Genomic DNA, 16,394 nt, shown 5'->3' on the forward strand with positions numbered 1-16,394 from the left:
AGCGCGAGACATTCGATAGCCTACCGGACGAGTAGGAATTTTAGGAGGGGGCGACATGAAGAACCGTTGGTTGCTGGCAGGTGCGGCACTCGCCGCTGGGCTGAACACACCGAGCTGGGCGCAGGTCGTTCCGTCCGGGACCGACCCGGCCGCGAGCGACGCGGCCCGGAACGATCAAGCCGCCCCCGCCGCCGCCGACGGGTCGGTGCCCGGCGAGATCGTCGTCACCGCGCAGAAACGCACCGAACGTCTCCAGGACGTGCCGGTCGCGGTGTCGGTAATCTCGGGCGACCAGATCGCCGCGCAGGGCGGCGTGAACCTGGAGAGCGCGCAATATCTCGTCCCCACGCTCAATTTCCGCAAATCGGGCACGACGATCAACCAGTCGCTGTTCCTGCGCGGCGTCGGCACCTCGACCTTCTCGGTGGCGGGCGAGCCGTCGATCTCGACCGTCGTCGACGGCGTCGTCTATAGCCGCGCGGGCGAGGCGTTCAGCGACCTGATCGACATCGACCGGATCGAAGTGCTGCGCGGTCCACAGGGCACGCTGTTCGGCAAGAACACCAGCGCGGGCGTGATCAACATCGTCACCAAGCGCCCCGGCGACGTCCTTGGCGGGTTCGTCGAGGGCGCGTTCTACACCGGCAACGGCAACGAATATCGCACCCGCGCCGCGCTCGACATTCCGCTGAGCGATACGATCAAGAGTCGCTTCACCGGCTTCTACGGCAATTATGCGGGCAACATCCGCAACATCGCGCACGATAACCGGCGCGTGAACGGCTACGAACATTACGGATTCCGCGGCATGGTCGTCGCCGATGCCACCCCCGATCTCACCTTCACGCTGATCGGCGACTATCGCCGGAGCAATGACGATTGCTGCGCCGAGGTCATCGGCACCACGCCGACCGCAGGGCTTACCGCCAGCGTCCTGCCCGATCGCAACGGCAACAAGTCGCGCACCGTCAACCAGGACCTGATCACGCATACCGACGAGAAGAGCTGGGGCGTCTCGCTGCAGGCCGATGCGACGCTCGGTACGCAGACCGTGACGTATATCGGCTCCTACCGCGAATACGACAACACGGAGATCCGCGACGGCGACTGGCTGCCGCGGGCCTATGTCGGCGCCAACCAGCTGCACGATTTCGGGCCGCAGGTCAGCAACACGTTCACGCAGGAAATCCGCGTCGCCTCGCCGTCGAACCAGTTCTTCAGCTATGTCGTCGGCGCCTATTATTCGCGCGCCTTTACCGAGCGGACGTTCCGCCGCGACGACGTCGTCTGCACCGCGACGCCGACGCCGACGGTGCTCACTCCCTGCTCGACCGCGGGCACGACGGTGACCCGGCCGACGGGGACCGCGGTGTTCGGATCGACCTTCAAGAACCTCGCCTTTTTCGGGCAGGGCGTGTTCAACCTGACAGATCGCTTCCGCGCGATCGGCGGCGTGCGCTACACCGCCGACCAGCTCGACGTCTTCCACAGCCGCGTCACCACGCTCGCGGGGCCCGGAATCAATCCGAGCTTCGGTCCGTTCGCGGGCAAGACCACCAACACCAATTGGTCGGGCAAGGCCGGGCTGCAGTTCGACGTGGTCCGGGAATCGACCGCCTACGCGACCTATTCGCGCGGGTATAAGGGGCCTGCGTTCAACGTCTTCTACAATCTGGGCGCGACTGGCACGAACGTGATCGATCCGGAGACCGCGGACAGCTACGAGGTCGGGCTGAAGAACACGCTGTTCGGCGGCAAGCTGGTCGTAAACCTGGCGGCCTATTACGCCAAATACCATAATTTCCAGGCGAACAACCCGGACGTGGTCGCCGGCGTGCTCGTCACGCGCTTCACCAATGCGGGCGACATCTCGACGCGCGGCGGCGAACTCGACCTGATCGTGCGGCCGGTCCGCGACCTGAATATTTCGGGCGGGCTCGCCTATACCGATGCGCATGTCGACCAGTTCCGGGTCCCGACCAACGGCGTCACCACCGGCGTCGTGCCCGCGGGCACGCAGCTCGGCTATGCGCCGCGGTGGAAGGGATCGCTCGGCGCCGACTACCGGATCCGCACCGGCGGCAGTGTCGATTTCACGCTGGGCGCGCAGAGCTCCTACCAGTCCAGCCAGATCTCGCAGTTCGACGCGAGCGCTGCGATCCGCGCCGCGACGACGATCAAGGCGTATGGCCTGCTCGATCTCTCCGCGGGCATCGTCGATGCCAAGGATGCGTTCAGGATCGTCCTCCAGGTGAAGAACGTGCTCGACACCAGCTTTGCCTCGTCGATCGTCAGCGGCGGACCCGGTGGCGCCTATCGCTACATCATCCCGCGCGAAGCCGATCGCTACGCCGGCATCACCGCAAGGCTGAACTTTTGACGGAAAACCTACAGGCCCCCTCCCCGGCGCACTCGCGGGCGCGCTGGGGAGTCGTCGCACTCGTCTTCTTCGCGATCATGCTGAACTATGTCGACCGGCAGATCCTGGCGCTGCTCAAGCCGACGCTGGAAACCGAGTTCGCCTGGTCCGATCAGGATTATGGCAACATGGCCTCGGCGTTCCAGTTCGCCGCCGCGATCGCGTTTCTGGGGACGGGCTGGTTCATCGACCGGGTGGGACTGCGGATCGGCTTTGCCGCGGGCGTGCTGGTGTGGAGCCTTGCCGGCATGGCGCACGCCTTTGTCAGCGGCGTGACCGGGTTCATCGGCGCGCGCGTCGTCCTGGGCGCGGCGGAATCGATCGGCACGCCCGCCGCGGTCAAATCCGCGGCGACCTATTTCGGGCCGAAGGACCGGTCGATCGCACTGGGGATCGGCAACACCGCGCCCAATGTCGGTGCGGTCATCACCCCGCTCGTCATCCCGGCGCTGGCACTCGCGTTCGGCTGGCGCGCGGCGTTCCTGGTCGCAGGCGGCCTCGGGATCGTCTGGGTCGTCGCATGGTTCGCGTTCAAGATGCCCGCCGCGATCGCCGAGACGGGTGGGCCTGCACCGATCCGCTGGATCGACCTGTTCCGCGATCGCCGGACGCTCGCGATCGCGGTTGCCAAGGTGCTGTCGGACCAGGTGTGGTTCTTCATGCTGTCGTGGCTGCCCGACCTGTTCCACCGGCTGTTCGGTCTGCAACAGGGCGCGGTGGGGCTGCCCGTCGCGCTCGTCTATGCGCTGGCGGCCTGTGGCGCGTTGACGGGTGGCTGGCTGCCGACGCGGTTGATGGCACGCGGCTGGAGCCTCAATCGCGCGCGCAAGTCGACGCTGCTGCTCTATGCGCTGCTCATCCTGCCGGTCCCGGTCGTCCTGTCGCTGCACAGCCCGTGGACCGCGGCTTTGGTCCTGGGTCTCGGGCTATTCGCGCATCAGGGGTTCTCGACCAACGTGTTCGCATTGACCACCGACGTGATGCCGGCGCGATCGGTCGGGTCGACGATCGGGATCGCGGCGTTCTGCGGCAATATGGGGTCGATCGGGATGATCCAGCTGTCCGCCTGGTCGCTCGGCAACGGGTTCGGCTATGCGCCGATGCTGGCTATCTGCGCGGTCAGCTATCTGCTGGCGCTGGGGGTCGTCCAGCTGCTCATCCCGCGGATCGAACCGGCCCGGTAGACTCGCGGCGGATCAGCTCGAACGGCACGTCGATCCGCTTCACCACGAACTCGGGCGCGAGCAGGAGATCGGCCGCGGTGTAGCCGAGCAGTCGCGTCGGCTGGCGGATCGTGGTGAGCGCGGGCCAGACGTAGCGCGCGATCGCGTCGTCGCCGAAACCCGCGATCGACAGCGCGGCGGGCACCGACAGCCCGCGCCGGTGCGCGACGCTGAGCGCGCCCGCCGCCATGTCGTCGTTCGACGCGAAGATCGCGGTGGGCGGCAGGCGCAGCGCCAGCAACGCCTCCGTCGCGGCCGCACCCGACGCGAAATCATAGTCACCGGGCCGCACCAGGAGGGGATCGAACGCGATGCCCGCCTCGTCCAGCGCGGCCCGGTATCCGGCCAGCCGCTGCGCGCTGGTGGCATAGCTCGCATGCCCGGTGATGAACCCGATGCGCCGATGCCCGAGCGCCAGCAGATGCCGCACCATCGCAGCCGCGGCACCGACATTGTCGATGAACACCGACGCGGTCAGATCGAGATCGGTGCCCGGCGAGACTCGTACGAACCGCACCTTGCGCCGCGCCATCAGCGCGAGCACCTCGGGATAGTCGGTCGCGGGCGGCGTGAGGATCAGCCCGTCGACGCCCGATCCGTCGATCAGGCTCTCGATATCGTCGATCAGCCGGTCGGAATCATGGTGATAGGGCTGTGCCACCATCCGCACGCCGTCGAGCAGACAGCGATCGCGAATGCCCGACTGCATCTCGTAGACATAATAGGGGCTGGGGTTGTCGCACGCGAGCGCGATCTGGAAGCTGCGATGCCCGGCGAGCGTCCGTGCGGCCATGTTCGGCCGATATTTCAGCGTGGCGAACGCCGCGGTCACCCGCGCGCGCGTCGCATCCGAAACGCGGTCCTCATTGTTGAGGACGCGGGACACCGTCTTGATGGACACGCCGGCAAGCCGAGACACGTCGTTGATCGTTGGCCGCACGCAGTCCCTCCCCCACCATCACGATGGGGACATTGCGCGACCGCGTCAAAGAAAAGCGGACACCGCTATCGGCAACCGCCGATGCGCTAGCGGCTCGCGGTGAAATCGCGCCGGACCGCCTCCCGCGACAGCGGCGATGCAGGAAGGGCGAACCGCGACGCGGGCAGGTGCGCCGGGTCGATCCTGCCCAGTTCCATGCCGAGAAACAGCAGCGGCGCTCCCCGAGCGAACAGCGCGACCATGTCGTCCCATCCGCCGGCGTCACCGTACAGGATGCGGATCGGCCCGAGCGACGCGCTGAACTGCGTCCGCACCGCCACCGCCAGCGGCGTCAGCGCCGGATCGTCGCTCACGACGAGAAAGGGCGGATCGTCGGGGCCCCGCGCATGTTTGTCGTTCACCATATAGGCCACGCCTTTCCGCCCCCTGATGCTGACCGCGCCGCGCGCCACGAGCCGGACGTCCTTGGCGTGCGGATCCGGCGACGGCAGATTAGGCTCGGCGGCGAGCTGCTCGAGCATGACCGCGGCAATGTCTTCCTGGCGCATCACCAACGGCCCGTCAGGGCCTGCCTTGACGTAATAGCTTTGCCCGGCGCGTGTCAGGAAGTAACTCGCGTCCCTGCCGAACCGGGCGCGCACATCACCGTTGGCGGCGATCTCCATCGTCATGATGCTTTGGTCGCCGTCGATGACGTAATGCGCCGTCATGTCCGCAAAAGCGGGATGCGCCCAAGACAAGGCGACGGCAGCCAGGATCATACTCTTGAACATCATAGGGCTCCGTTCGGCGCGATCAGCAGCGCAACGCCCTAGAAAGCGTCCGCTTTCGCCCGCGCCGACCCCGCGCTCGGCCAAATCGACACGCACGCATTCCTGCAAGGCGCGCCGCCACCGCTACAGACCGGCGCGGTCAGCGTCCATGGACGACGTCTCCCCTGCGCCTCTACGTAGCGATAGGCGACGACGACCACTGCATCACACCGCATCGTCCAGGCTGAACCGGTCCGCGTCTTCGTCATAGGCGAACACCTCGGCGTAGCGGCCCCAATGCGTCACCGTGCGCAGCGTCTCGTCGGCATAGTCCTCCGACATGTGATCCTCCAGTTCGTCGCGGAACCGGCGTGCGGGGGCGACATGCCCGGCGCGCTCGTCGAGGATGCGGCGGATGTGCTGCGCGAGGGGCACGTGCGCCAGCAACGCCTGCGCGAACATCGCCTTGCGCGCGTCGACATCGGCCTGCGCATAGCGCCGCGCGGTCGGGGTCAGCAGGATATCAGCCCCGCGCAATTCGGCGAACCGCAACAACTGGAGTGTCTCGGCCATCGGGAACAGCTCATCGATCTCCAGCTGGAGCTGGTCGGCGAGGTCCGCCATCGCCGCGCGGCCATCGAACGGACTGGCGTCGACCTCCTCGATCAACCCCGCCAGCGCATTGGTCGAGACGCGGGGCAGCACCATCTGGATGCCGGTGCCGGGGAACAGCCCGTCACGGACGGGTTCGGCGGGCGCGCGCGCGGTCATCCGCGCATAGATGTCGTCGACCAGCGCGCGGAACGCGGGATCGAGCCGGTCGCGTGGCTGCGGCAGGTCGACGACGATCTCCGCGGCGACGCGGCCCGGGTTGGACGAGAAGACGAGGATGCGGTCGCACATCAGTACCGCCTCCTCGATATTGTGCGTGACGATCAGGATCGACTTGATCGGCATCCGCCCTTCCGCCCATAGATCGAGCAGGTCGGTCCGCAGCGTCTCGGCAGTCAGCACGTCGAGCGCGGAGAAGGGTTCGTCCATCAACAGCAGCGACGGGTTGACGACGATCGCGCGCGCCAGCCCGACGCGCTGCCGCATCCCGCCCGACAATTCCTTCGGATAGGCATTCTCGAACCCGTCGAGCCCGATCAGGTCGATCGCGGCCAGCGCGCGCGTCCGCCGCTCGTCGGCGGGCACGCGCTGCGCCTCCAGCCCCAGCTCGACATTCTGGAGCACGGTCAGCCAGGGGAACAGCGCGAAGGTCTGGAAGACCATGCTGATCGTGTGCGCGGGCCCGTCCGGGACCTCGGCGAAGCGGACGCTGCCCTCGTCGGGGCGGATCAACCCAGCGATCGACCGCAGCAGCGTCGACTTGCCCGAGCCCGAACGGCCCAGAAGGCCCACGACCTCGTCCTCGTGCAGCGTCAGGCTGACATCGTCGAGCACCGGCGCGCCGCCGTCGCCGCGGCCATAGCGGTGGCTGACATGCGCGACCTCGACGAGCGGGCGGCTGGCCGGGGCGCGGAGAGATGCTGTTGCCATGTCTTGTCCTTTCGACATCAGGCGAGCCGGAGGCGGCGCTCGGCAAAGGCGTACATCGGACGCCAGACGAGCCGGTTGAACGCGATCACGAACATCGACATCACCGCGATGCCGAGCGCGACGCGTGGATAGTCGCCGGCTTCGGTCGCCTTGGCGATGAACGTGCCGAGACCGTGCGCCTCGACCCGTTGCGTTCCCCAGGACACCGCTTCGGCGACGATGCTGGCGTTCCACGATCCGCCCGACGCGGTCAGCGCGCCGGTGACGTAATAGGGAAAAACGCCCGGCAGCGCGACCTGCCGCCACCATTGCCAGCCGCGCACGCCGAACATGCCAGCCGCCTCGCGCAGATCGGTCGGGATCGCGCTCGCGCCGGCGATGACGTTGAACAGGATGTACCACTGCGTCCCCAGGATCATCAGCGGCGACAGCCAGATGTCGGGCGAGAGCCGCCAGTGCACGATCGCGATCACTGCGAACGGGAACAGGACGTTGGCGGGAAAGGCCGCAAGGAACTGCGCGACGGGTTGCAGCCGCTCCGCCCATTTCGGGTTCAGGCCGATCCAGACGCCGATCGGCACCCAGACGAGGCTGGCGAGCGCGATCAGCACGACGACGCGCAGCATCGTGATGCAGGCAAGCCCGAACACCGCAACCGCATCGCTCACCCGCAGCGTCGAGAAGACATAGCGCCCCGCCAGCCAGAGCGCGGCCAGCACCGCGACCAGGATCGTCGCCTGCCACAGCCGCTCCAGCACGATGCCGGGCTCGCGAACGCGGCGCTCGCGCGGGCGGGCGCCGCCGCGATCGAGTGTGAGCAGCAGCCGGCCGAGCGCGGTAACGGGCGCGAACAGCACCGGTAACAGGCGGGTCCGGCGGAACAGGTCATAGGCCCAGGATCGCGGCCGTTCGGTGCTGGCGGTCTGCTCGAACCGGAACCGGTCCGCCCATGCGACGACCGGCCGGAAGACCAGCTGGTCGTACAGCAGGATCACGATCCCCATCGCCACCACCGCCAGCCCGATCGCGCCGAAATCCTTGCGCGCGATGGCGAGCGCCAGCCAGGATCCGACGCCGGGTAGCGTCACCGTGGTGTTGCCGACCGTGATCGCCTCCGATGCGACGACGAAGAACCAGCCCCCCGACATCGACATCATCGCGTTCCACACCAGCGACGGAGTCGCGAACGGCAGGTCCAGCCGCAGGAAGCGGCGCACCGGCGACAGCGCGAAGCCGCGAGTCACCTCGTCCAGATCGGAGGGCACCGAGCGCAGCGACTGGTAGAAGCTGAACGCCATGTTCCACGCCTGGCTGGTGAAGATCGCGAAGACCGCCGCCAGTTCGACGCCCAGGATCTGGCCAGGGAACAGCCCCATGAAGAAGGTGACGGTAAAGGTCAGGAAGCCGAGGATCGGCACCGATTGCAGGATGTCGAGCATCGGAACGATGATCTGGCCCGCACGCCGGCTGCGCGCCGCGAGGGTGGCGACGACCAGCGTGAAGACCAGGCTCGCCGCGAGCGCGGCGAACATGCGGATCACCGTGCGCAGCGCGTAATAGGGCAGGTAGCGCGGATCGAGCGTAACGGGCTCGACGCGCAGCCGCGACAAGGGCTCGGCGACGCCCTCCGCGCCGCGCACCAGCAGCGCAGCGATCCCGATCAGCAGCACGAGCGCGATGACATCGGCCCGGTTGGGCTGCGTCACGCGCAGGATGCGCGAGAACGACCGCACCCGGCCCCCCGCCTGCGCACCGGCCGCCTGCGAACCGGACGCCTGCGACCCCATCGCAACCCTGTCAGTCACCACGCCGTCCTTCTCCGAAGCTGCGGTGCGGTAACGTCGCCGCGTGACACGCGTGCGTCATGCCGTGGGCTCGGTCACCGAGCGGCAGCCGCTCACCGCCAGCCCTCGCAGGATACGGCCTCGATATAGCGGTGCGGCGGCGATTGCGGCGTGGATGGCGCGATCATGCTGGATCGCGCGGAAACTCGTGGTGGTCATCAGGCGTCTCTTCCGGGCTCGTGTGACGAGTCCGGGACAGACGCTCAGCCGGACCGCGCCTGCGATCCCTGAACGGCGTACCCGGACCCGGGACGTCCAGCGGCGATCGTCAGCAGGGCAAAGCCGCTACTGTCGCCATCGCCGGACAAGGGGGTAGATCGGGGTTTCATGCGCGTCCTGTTCAATGCCGGTGCCGGGAATCGCGACACCCGCCGACCGCCCTTGGCGGCTCGACGAGGGCCCGCTATACCCTAGGGGGCTATAGATCAAGGGGGTGCAGTGCGTCGGCCATGAGCCATGTCGAAAAAGAGAAAAAGAAGCTGCTCAACAGGCTCAAGCGGCTGAAAGGACAGATAGAAGCGCTCGAGCGCGCGATCGAGGAGGATCGCGAATGCGCGCGCGTCCTGCAGCAGGCGACCTCGTGCCGCGGCGCGCTCGACGGCTTCATCGCCGAGGTGATCGAGGATCACATCCGCGAGCACATGATCGATCCCGACACCTCCCGCGACGATCCGCGCACCGTCGCGGCCGAAGAGCTGGTCGAGATCGTCCACGCCTATCTGACCTGATCGCAGCGCCGCACTCCCGCTGCTGCCGCATATTTGCAGCCCGGGGGCGCAAATTGTAGGGCAGACATCCCACCGGCATCGTCGAGGATTTCGAGAGCCATGAAACTCGCCGATCTGGCCGCACTTGCCGGCGTTTCGACCGCGACGGTATCGCGCGCGCTCGCGGGGCATTCGTCCGTCAATGCGCAAACGCGCGAACGGATACGCTCGCTGGCGCGCGAGCATGACGTCCGGCCCAACCAGCTGGCGCGCAACCTGCGCCTGAAGAGCACGGGCGCGATCGGCCTGGTTTTGCCTTTGGGTCACGCCCGGACGCAGCATCTGACCGATCCGTTCTTCCTGACGCTGCTCGGCTTCCTCGCCGATCTGCTGGTCGAGCGCGGTTATGACATCTTGTTGTCGCGGGTCATTCCCGATGCCGACGACTGGCTCGAGCGCGTGGTCGACAGCGGCCGGATCGACGGGCTGCTGCTGGTCGGCCAGTCGGACCAGTTCGCGGTGATCGAGCGCGTGGCGCAACGCTATGCCCCGCTGGTCGTGTGGGGCGCGCATCGCCCCGACCAGCATCACCTGACGATCGGATCGGACAATGTCGCGGGCGGCCGGCTCGCAGCGGAGCATCTGATCGCGCAAGGCCGCCAGCGCCTGCTGTTCGTCGGCGACCCTGCCCCGCCCGAGTTCGCGGATCGGCTCGCAGGCTTCGCCGCGGCGGCGCGCGACGCGGGGCTGCCGCATGACGTGCTGACAACGCCTATGATGCCCGAAGCGGTTCATGCCGCGATGGCCGCGCATCTGGCCGGCGGCACCGTTCCGGACGCGATCTTCGCCGCGTCGGACGTGGCGGCGATGAGCGTCCTGCGCGCGCTGGCCGAGGCGGGGATCGACATTCCCGGCACCACCGCGGTCGTCGGCTATGACGATGTGACGCTCGCCGCGCATACCTCGCCCTCGCTCACGACGGTTCGCCAGGACCTTGCGATCGGTGCCGAACTGATGGTCGACCGGCTGCTGAAACGGATCGCCGGCGAGCCCGCCCAGTCCGCGATCGTCCCCCCTGTGCTCATTGCGCGACAATCCGGCTGAATTTCGCAATCGATTGTGAAAAATTGTTGCAATCGATTGCGAAAATAGTAGGACGCGATTCTGGGCTTCATAGAAAGCCGCCCCGCAGGGAGGATCGCATGAAAGTACGTCACGTTTTGCTGGCCGGCATCGCCGCCGCTTCGTTCGCCACGGCATTTGCCGGCGTCGCCTCCGCACAGGCGGCCGATCCGCAGGCAGACCCCGCCGCCGCACCCGCCGCCCCGGCCGCCGACGTCCCGCAGGACGACATCGTCGTCACCGCGGTCGCGCGCGGCACGAACCGGCTGAACACCTCGATCACGACCAGCTCGATCACGTCGGATGCGCTGATCCAGCTCGCACCACGCACCTCGGGCGAGCTGCTGCGCAACCTGCCGGGCATCCGCGTCGAGGCCTCGGGCGGCGACGGCAACGCGAACATCTCGGTGCGCGGCCTGCCGGTCGCGTCGGGCGGCTCGAAGTTCCTGCAGTTGCAGGAAGACGGCCTGCCGATCCTCGAATTCGGCGACATCACCTTCGGCAACGCCGACATCTTCCTGCGCGCCGACTTCAACGTGCGGACGGTCGAGTCGGTGCGCGGCGGGTCGGCCTCGACCTTCGCGTCGAACTCGCCGGGCGGCGTGATCAACTTCCTGTCGAAGACGGGCGAGCAGGAAGGCGGCGCGTTCCAGCTGTCGAGCGGGCTCGACTACCGCGAGTTCCGCGTCGATTTCGACCAGGGCGGCAAGCTGTCCGACTCGCTGACCTATCATTTCGGCGGCTTCTACCGGATCGGCGACGGTCAGCGTCAGGTCGGCTATGACGGCGTGAAGGGTGGCCAGTTCAAGGCGAACATCACCAAGTCGTTCGGCGACGGCGGCTATGTCCGGCTGTACGGCAAGTATCTCGACGACCGCGCGATCGGCTATCTGCCCAACCCGGTGCAGGTCACCGGCTCCGACAGCGACCCGACCTATCGCAACATCACCAATTTCTCGATCAACAACGGCACGCTGCACAGCGGCAACATCCGCACCGTGCAGACGCTCGACGGCGACAACAAGCTCGTCACGCGCTCGATCGCCGACGGCCAGCATCCGGTGGTCTATTCGGCCGGGCTGGAGACGCAGATCCCGGTCGCGGACGGCTGGAACGTGGTCGAGCGGTTCCGCTATTCGGACATTTCGGGCGGCTTCACCGCGCCCTTCCCCGCCGCCGTCGGGTCGGCGCAGTCGATCGCCAACGGCATCGGCGGCGCGGGCGCACAGCTGTTCTACGCCAGCGGATCGCAGGCGGGCCAGCGGATCGCCAACCCCGCATCGCTCAACGGCAACGGCCTGCTCGCCAACGTCGTATTGTTCGACGTCGACCTGAAGAGCCTGAACAACATCACCAACGACATCCGCCTCAACGGCTCGGTGCCGGTGGGTACCGGATCGCTGTCGATCACCGGCGGCTTCTACGCCTCGCGTCAGGACATCAAGAGCGACTGGCTGTGGACCTCGTTCGTGCAGACCGTCGCCGACAATGGCCGGTCCGAGCTGGTCAACGTCCGCACCGCTGCCGGCGTGCCGGTCACGCAGAACGGCGTCACGGGCTATTCGGCGAGCTTCTTCGGCAATTGCTGCCGCCGGTCGTACGATCTCGACTACACGACCTATGCGCCGTTCGCGCAGCTCGGGCTGGAGATCGGCCGGTTCAACATCGACGGTTCGCTGCGCTATGATTTCGGTCGCGCACGCGGCAGCGTCGCGGGTTCGGATCTGGGCGCGGGCTTCGGTAGCGCCATCACGACGTTCGACATCAACGGCGACGGCGTGATCTCGGCCCCCGAGCGCCAGGTCGCGGTGATCCCGAACGTCCGGTCGCCGCTGAACTATAATTACGACTATCTGTCCTATTCGGGCGGCGCGAACTACCGCCTGACCGACACCACCGCGGTGTTCGCGCGCTACAGCCGCGGCGGCCGCGCCAACGCCGATCGCCTGTTGTTCGGCCCGTCGATCAACACGCGGACCGGCGGCCTGACAGACCAGGGTGCAGCGGTCGATTTCGTCCGCCAGCTCGAAGGCGGGTTCAAATATCGCCAGAACGGCCTCTCGCTCTACGCCACCGGGTTCTGGGCGCGTACCGAGGAGCAGAATTTCGAGGCGACGACGCAGCGTTTCTTCAACCGCGAATATGAAGCCAAGGGCGTCGAGCTCGAGGGTCGGATCGCACGCGGGCCGTTCTCGCTGTCGGCCGGCGGCACCTATACCGATGCCGAGATCACCAAGGACGTGCTCAACCCCGCGGTCGAGGGCAACCGCCCGCGTCGCCAGGCCAAGTTCATCTTCCAGGCGACCCCACAGGTCGATGTCGGCCGGCTGACCGTCGGTGCGAACGTGATCGGTACGACCGACAGCTTCGCGCAGGACAATAACGGGCTCAAGATGCCCGGCTATACGCAGGTCAACGCGTTCGTGTCGGTGCGCCCGGCGGACAATGTCACGCTGTCGGTCAACGGCAACAACCTGTTCGACGTGAAGGGCATCACCGAGGCCGAAGAGGGCAACATCCCGAGCAACGGCATCGTCCGCGCACGCTCGATCACCGGCCGGACGATCTCTGCCGCAGTCCGCGTCGGCTTCTGATCGGACCGGTGACCATGACGCCATCCTCGACCGAGCGCCGCCTGGAGGCGCTGGCCCCCCGCCTGAAACGCCAGCTCGAACGGCTGTACGGGGCGGACCGGCTGGCGGCGCTCTGGCCGCGGATGGAACGGATCCTGCGCGACCGGGCGGCCGAACGCCCGGACGCGCTGGTCGCGCTCGATACCGCGCGGCTGGCCGACCCCGACTGGTTCGTCGCGCCCGACATGCTGGGCTATTCGACCTATGTCGATCGGTTTGCGGGGACGGTCGACGGGCTGACCGAGCGGGTCGATCATCTGGAATCGCTCGGCGTCCGGTATCTCCACCTGCTCGCGCTGCTCAAGGCGCGCGCGGGCGACAGCGATGGCGGCTTCGCGGTCGCCGATTATCTAGCGATCGAGCCGCGGCTCGGGACGATGGCCGATGTCGAGCGGCTGGCGGCACGGCTCCGCGCGGGGCGGATCAGCCTGTGCGTCGATCTCGCGCTCAATCACACCGCGGACGATCACCCCTGGGCGAAGGCCGCGCAGGCGGGCGATGCGCATTACCGCGCCTTTTACCACGTGCTCGGCGAGGACGAGGCGCAGGCCTATGAGGCCGCCCTCCCCGAGGTGTTCCCGACGACCGCGCCGGGCAATTTCACCGCGGTTCCTGCGATGGGCGGGCAGGTCTGGACGACCTTCTATCCATTCCAGTGGGACCTGAACTGGTCGAACCCGGAGGTCATGCTCGCGATCGTCGATACGATGCTGCGGCTGGCCAATCACGGGTTCGAGGCGTTCCGGCTCGATTCGATCGCCTTCCTGTGGAAACAGCTGGGCACCGATTGCCGCAACCGGCCAGAGGCGCATTTCATCGTCCGGGCGCTCCGCGCCGCGCTCGACATCGTCGCGCCGGCCACGCTGCTCAAGGCAGAGGCGATCGTGCCGACCGCGCTCGTCCCCCCCTATTTCGGCGCGGACGAGGGCGCGGACTGGGATGGCGGGTTCGAACCCGAATGCCATCTCGTCTACAATAATTCGCTGATGGTCGCGGGCTGGGTCGCGCTTGCCGAACAGTCCGCCACGCTGCCGCATGCGATCGTCGAGGCGAGCGGCGGGTTGCCGCGCGGCGCCAACTGGCTGAGCTATGCGCGCTGCCACGACGATATCGGCTGGGGCGCGGTGATCGGCGATCTCGCGGGGATCGATCCGGATCCGGTCGCACGGCTGAAAACGGCGGCGCGCTTCCTCGAAGGCGGCGACGGCAGCTGGGCGCGCGGCGCGCCGTTCCAGTCCGACGGATCGGTGCTGCACGGCTCGAACGGGACGATGGCCTCGCTCGCCGGTCTCGAAGCCGCGACGGACGACGAGTCACGCGAGATGGCGTTCCGCCGCATCACACTCCTCAACGCGCTGTCGATCGCGAGCGGTGGCCTGGCTACAACCTATATGGGCGACGAAGCCGGGCTGCTGAACGACACCAGTTATCTGGACGATCCCGAGCGCGCGCACGAAGGCCGCTGGCTGCACCGCCCCGACATGGACTGGGCAGCGCTCGATGGCCCCGCCGCGCGACGGATCAGCGGCGACCTAGCCACGTTGCGCGCCGCACGGATTGCCAGCGGCGGTGCCGGCTCGCCCGTGGCGATCGCGACGGGCGTCCCTGCCCTGCTCGGCATCGGTTGCGGCAGAGACCGCGTGTTCCTGAACTTCTCCGACGCGTCGGTGCCGGTCGACGGGCTCGACGGATTGCGCGATCGGGTCTCGGGTCGCATTTGCGGCGAAACGCTCCCGATCGAACCCTGGGGCGTCGTCTGGGCAGGTCCGGCTGGGTGATGACGTATCGAACCGAGCCTGTTCTCCCGCGCAGGCAGGGGAACGGCAAAAGCGTCGTATCGGAATGGTAGAGAAGGCATGACGATGACGAACCTCGGCCTCCTGACCAAGCCACGGCTGTCGCTGATGCGGCTGATCGAGATGAACCTCGGCTTCCTCGGGCTGCAATTCTCGTTCGGCCTGCAGCAGGCGAACATGGCGCCGATCTATGGCTATCTCGGCGCGGACGAGGCGAGCCTGCCGTTGCTGTGGCTCGCCGGGCCGATGACCGGGCTGCTGATCCAGCCGCTGATCGGCGCGATGAGCGACCGGACCTCGACGCGGATCGGCCGCCGCACACCCTATTTCCTGATCGGCGCAGTGCTGTGCAGCCTGTGCCTGCTCGCCATGCCGTACAGCCCGACCTTGTGGGTGGCGGCCAGCCTGTTGTGGGTGCTCGATGCCGCCAACAACGTGACGATGGAGCCGTACCGCGCCTATGTCGGCGATCGCCTGCCCGACGACCAGCGCGCCGCGGGCTTCCTGACGCAATCGGCATTCACCGGGCTCGCGCAGACCCTTTCGTATCTCGCGCCGTCGCTGCTGGTGTGGATCGGGTTCAACAAGGACGCGGTCGATGGCAACGGCATTCCCGACATCACGCGGATCGCGTTCCTGATCGGCGCGGTGCTGTCGCTGGCGACGATCCTCTGGTCGGTGCTGCGCGTCCCCGAGCTGCCCTTGCCCGAGGAGGAGAAGGCGCGGCTGGCGAAGGAGCCGCTGACGCTCGGCGGCACGCTGCGCGACCTGCGGACCGCTTTGGTCGAGATGCCCAGGCCGATGCGGCAGCTGGCGCTGGCGATGCTGTGCCAATGGTATGCGATGTTCGCCTATTGGCAGTTCATCACCTTCGCGGTCGCGCGGTCGCTGCACGGCACGTCGGACGCCAAGAGCGTCGCGTTCCGCGATACCGTACTGACCGTCGGCCAGCTCGGCGCCTTCTACAACGCCGTCGCGTTCGTTGCGGCGATCGCGCTGGTCCCGCTGGCACGCCGCTGGGGCGCCAAGAGCGCGCATGCCGCCTGCCTGCTCGCGTCAGGCGTGGCGATGCTGGCGATCCCCGGCATCCGCGACGAGGCGGGGCTGTTCGTGGCGATGCTGGGGATCGGCATTGGCTGGGCGAGCATGATGGGCAACCCGTACATCATGCTGATCGACATGATCCCGCCCGAGCGCAACGGCGTGTACATGGGCATCTTCAACATGTTCATCGTCATCCCGATGATCATCGAGAGCCTGACGGTACCGCTCTTCTACCATTCGGTGCTCGGCGGCGAGCCGCGCAACATCCTGTACCTGTCGGGCGCGCTCATGATCCTCGGCGCAGTGGCAACCGTTCGCGTCACGATGCGGCCGGCGTCGGGCACGACGCTCGTCGAGGCCGCGCGCTGAGGT

General features: G+C 67.4%; 12 protein-coding genes. 7 read left to right on the plus strand and 5 right to left on the minus strand.

Annotated elements, in window-relative coordinates; translation table 11 throughout:
- Positions 1-55 precede the first annotated feature (55 nt).
- Complete coding sequence (locus ASE79_RS10265; protein ID WP_056415542.1) at positions 56-2,380, plus strand: TonB-dependent receptor; 2,325 nt, start codon at positions 56-58, stop codon at positions 2,378-2,380.
- Positions 2,381-2,457: 77 nt separating this feature from the next.
- A complete protein-coding gene (locus ASE79_RS10270; RefSeq protein ID WP_056415545.1) occupies positions 2,458-3,603 on the plus strand; it encodes an MFS transporter in 1,146 nt (381 codons plus the stop codon).
- On the opposite strand, the gene ASE79_RS10275 is transcribed toward ASE79_RS10270, so the two are convergent.
- The 5 genes from ASE79_RS10275 to ASE79_RS20965 form a co-directional block, all read right to left on the minus strand.
- Complete coding sequence (locus ASE79_RS10275; protein ID WP_056415548.1) at positions 3,575-4,582, minus strand: LacI family DNA-binding transcriptional regulator; 1,008 nt, start codon at positions 4,580-4,582, stop codon at positions 3,575-3,577. The two genes, ASE79_RS10270 and ASE79_RS10275, sit on opposite strands and share 29 nt — an antisense overlap.
- A gap of 86 nt (positions 4,583-4,668) precedes the next feature.
- Positions 4,669-5,343: a hypothetical protein gene (locus ASE79_RS10280; RefSeq protein WP_162237034.1), complete on the minus strand. Its 675-nt coding sequence runs from the start codon at positions 5,341-5,343 to the stop codon at positions 4,669-4,671.
- Positions 5,344-5,559: 216 nt separating this feature from the next.
- Positions 5,560-6,876: an AAA-associated domain-containing protein gene (locus ASE79_RS10285; RefSeq protein ID WP_056415554.1), complete on the minus strand. Its 1,317-nt coding sequence runs from the start codon at positions 6,874-6,876 to the stop codon at positions 5,560-5,562.
- Between the two features lie 17 nt (positions 6,877-6,893).
- Complete coding sequence (locus ASE79_RS10290) at positions 6,894-8,663, minus strand: ABC transporter permease (RefSeq protein WP_056415556.1); 1,770 nt, start codon at positions 8,661-8,663, stop codon at positions 6,894-6,896.
- A 75-nt stretch (positions 8,664-8,738) separates the two neighbouring features.
- Positions 8,739-8,879, minus strand: a complete 141-nt coding sequence (locus tag ASE79_RS20965) for a hypothetical protein (RefSeq protein ID WP_156359644.1) — start codon at positions 8,877-8,879, stop codon at positions 8,739-8,741.
- A gap of 290 nt (positions 8,880-9,169) precedes the next feature.
- Here ASE79_RS20965 and ASE79_RS10295 point away from each other — a divergent pair, with 290 nt between their 5' ends.
- The 5 genes from ASE79_RS10295 to ASE79_RS10315 all read left to right on the plus strand — a co-directional run bounded on the left by ASE79_RS10295 (position 9,170) and on the right by ASE79_RS10315 (position 16,391).
- Complete coding sequence (locus tag ASE79_RS10295) at positions 9,170-9,448, plus strand: metal/formaldehyde-sensitive transcriptional repressor (protein ID WP_056415559.1); 279 nt, start codon at positions 9,170-9,172, stop codon at positions 9,446-9,448.
- 99 nt (positions 9,449-9,547) lie between these two features.
- Positions 9,548-10,531 carry a LacI family DNA-binding transcriptional regulator gene (locus ASE79_RS10300; RefSeq protein WP_056415563.1) on the plus strand — a complete coding sequence of 328 codons (984 nt, stop codon included), beginning with the start codon at positions 9,548-9,550 and terminating at the stop codon, positions 10,529-10,531.
- A 98-nt stretch (positions 10,532-10,629) separates the two neighbouring features.
- Entirely contained in the window at positions 10,630-13,143 is a 2,514-nt protein-coding gene (locus tag ASE79_RS10305; protein WP_056415566.1) for a TonB-dependent receptor domain-containing protein, read from the plus strand.
- A gap of 14 nt (positions 13,144-13,157) precedes the next feature.
- Positions 13,158-14,960: an alpha-amylase family glycosyl hydrolase gene (locus tag ASE79_RS10310; RefSeq protein WP_056415569.1), complete on the plus strand. Its 1,803-nt coding sequence runs from the start codon at positions 13,158-13,160 to the stop codon at positions 14,958-14,960.
- A gap of 78 nt (positions 14,961-15,038) precedes the next feature.
- Complete coding sequence (locus ASE79_RS10315) at positions 15,039-16,391, plus strand: MFS transporter (RefSeq protein ID WP_235516850.1); 1,353 nt, start codon at positions 15,039-15,041, stop codon at positions 16,389-16,391.
- Positions 16,392-16,394 lie beyond the last annotated feature (3 nt).

Source organism: Sphingomonas sp. Leaf28 (assembly GCF_001421685.1).
Taxonomy (GTDB): domain Bacteria; phylum Pseudomonadota; class Alphaproteobacteria; order Sphingomonadales; family Sphingomonadaceae; genus Sphingomonas; species Sphingomonas aurantiaca.

What these genes read in the sequence shown, in the direction of transcription:
- ASE79_RS10265 (WP_056415542.1), top strand. Translation starts at nt 56, where the DNA reads ATGAAGAACCGTTGGTTGCTGGCAGGTGCGGCACTCGCCGCTGGGCTG.
- ASE79_RS10270 (WP_056415545.1), top strand. Translation starts at nt 2,458, where the DNA reads ATGCTGAACTATGTCGACCGGCAGATCCTGGCGCTGCTCAAGCCGACG.
- ASE79_RS10280 (WP_162237034.1), bottom strand. Translation starts at nt 5,343, where the DNA reads ATGATCCTGGCTGCCGTCGCCTTGTCTTGGGCGCATCCCGCTTTTGCG.
- ASE79_RS10285 (WP_056415554.1), bottom strand. Translation starts at nt 6,876, where the DNA reads ATGGCAACAGCATCTCTCCGCGCCCCGGCCAGCCGCCCGCTCGTCGAG.
- ASE79_RS10290 (WP_056415556.1), bottom strand. Translation starts at nt 8,663, where the DNA reads ATGGGGTCGCAGGCGTCCGGTTCGCAGGCGGCCGGTGCGCAGGCGGGG.
- ASE79_RS20965 (WP_156359644.1), bottom strand. Translation starts at nt 8,879, where the DNA reads ATGACCACCACGAGTTTCCGCGCGATCCAGCATGATCGCGCCATCCAC.
- ASE79_RS10295 (WP_056415559.1), top strand. Translation starts at nt 9,170, where the DNA reads ATGAGCCATGTCGAAAAAGAGAAAAAGAAGCTGCTCAACAGGCTCAAG.
- ASE79_RS10300 (WP_056415563.1), top strand. Translation starts at nt 9,548, where the DNA reads ATGAAACTCGCCGATCTGGCCGCACTTGCCGGCGTTTCGACCGCGACG.
- ASE79_RS10305 (WP_056415566.1), top strand. Translation starts at nt 10,630, where the DNA reads ATGAAAGTACGTCACGTTTTGCTGGCCGGCATCGCCGCCGCTTCGTTC.
- ASE79_RS10310 (WP_056415569.1), top strand. Translation starts at nt 13,158, where the DNA reads ATGACGCCATCCTCGACCGAGCGCCGCCTGGAGGCGCTGGCCCCCCGC.
- ASE79_RS10315 (WP_235516850.1), top strand. Translation starts at nt 15,039, where the DNA reads ATGACGATGACGAACCTCGGCCTCCTGACCAAGCCACGGCTGTCGCTG.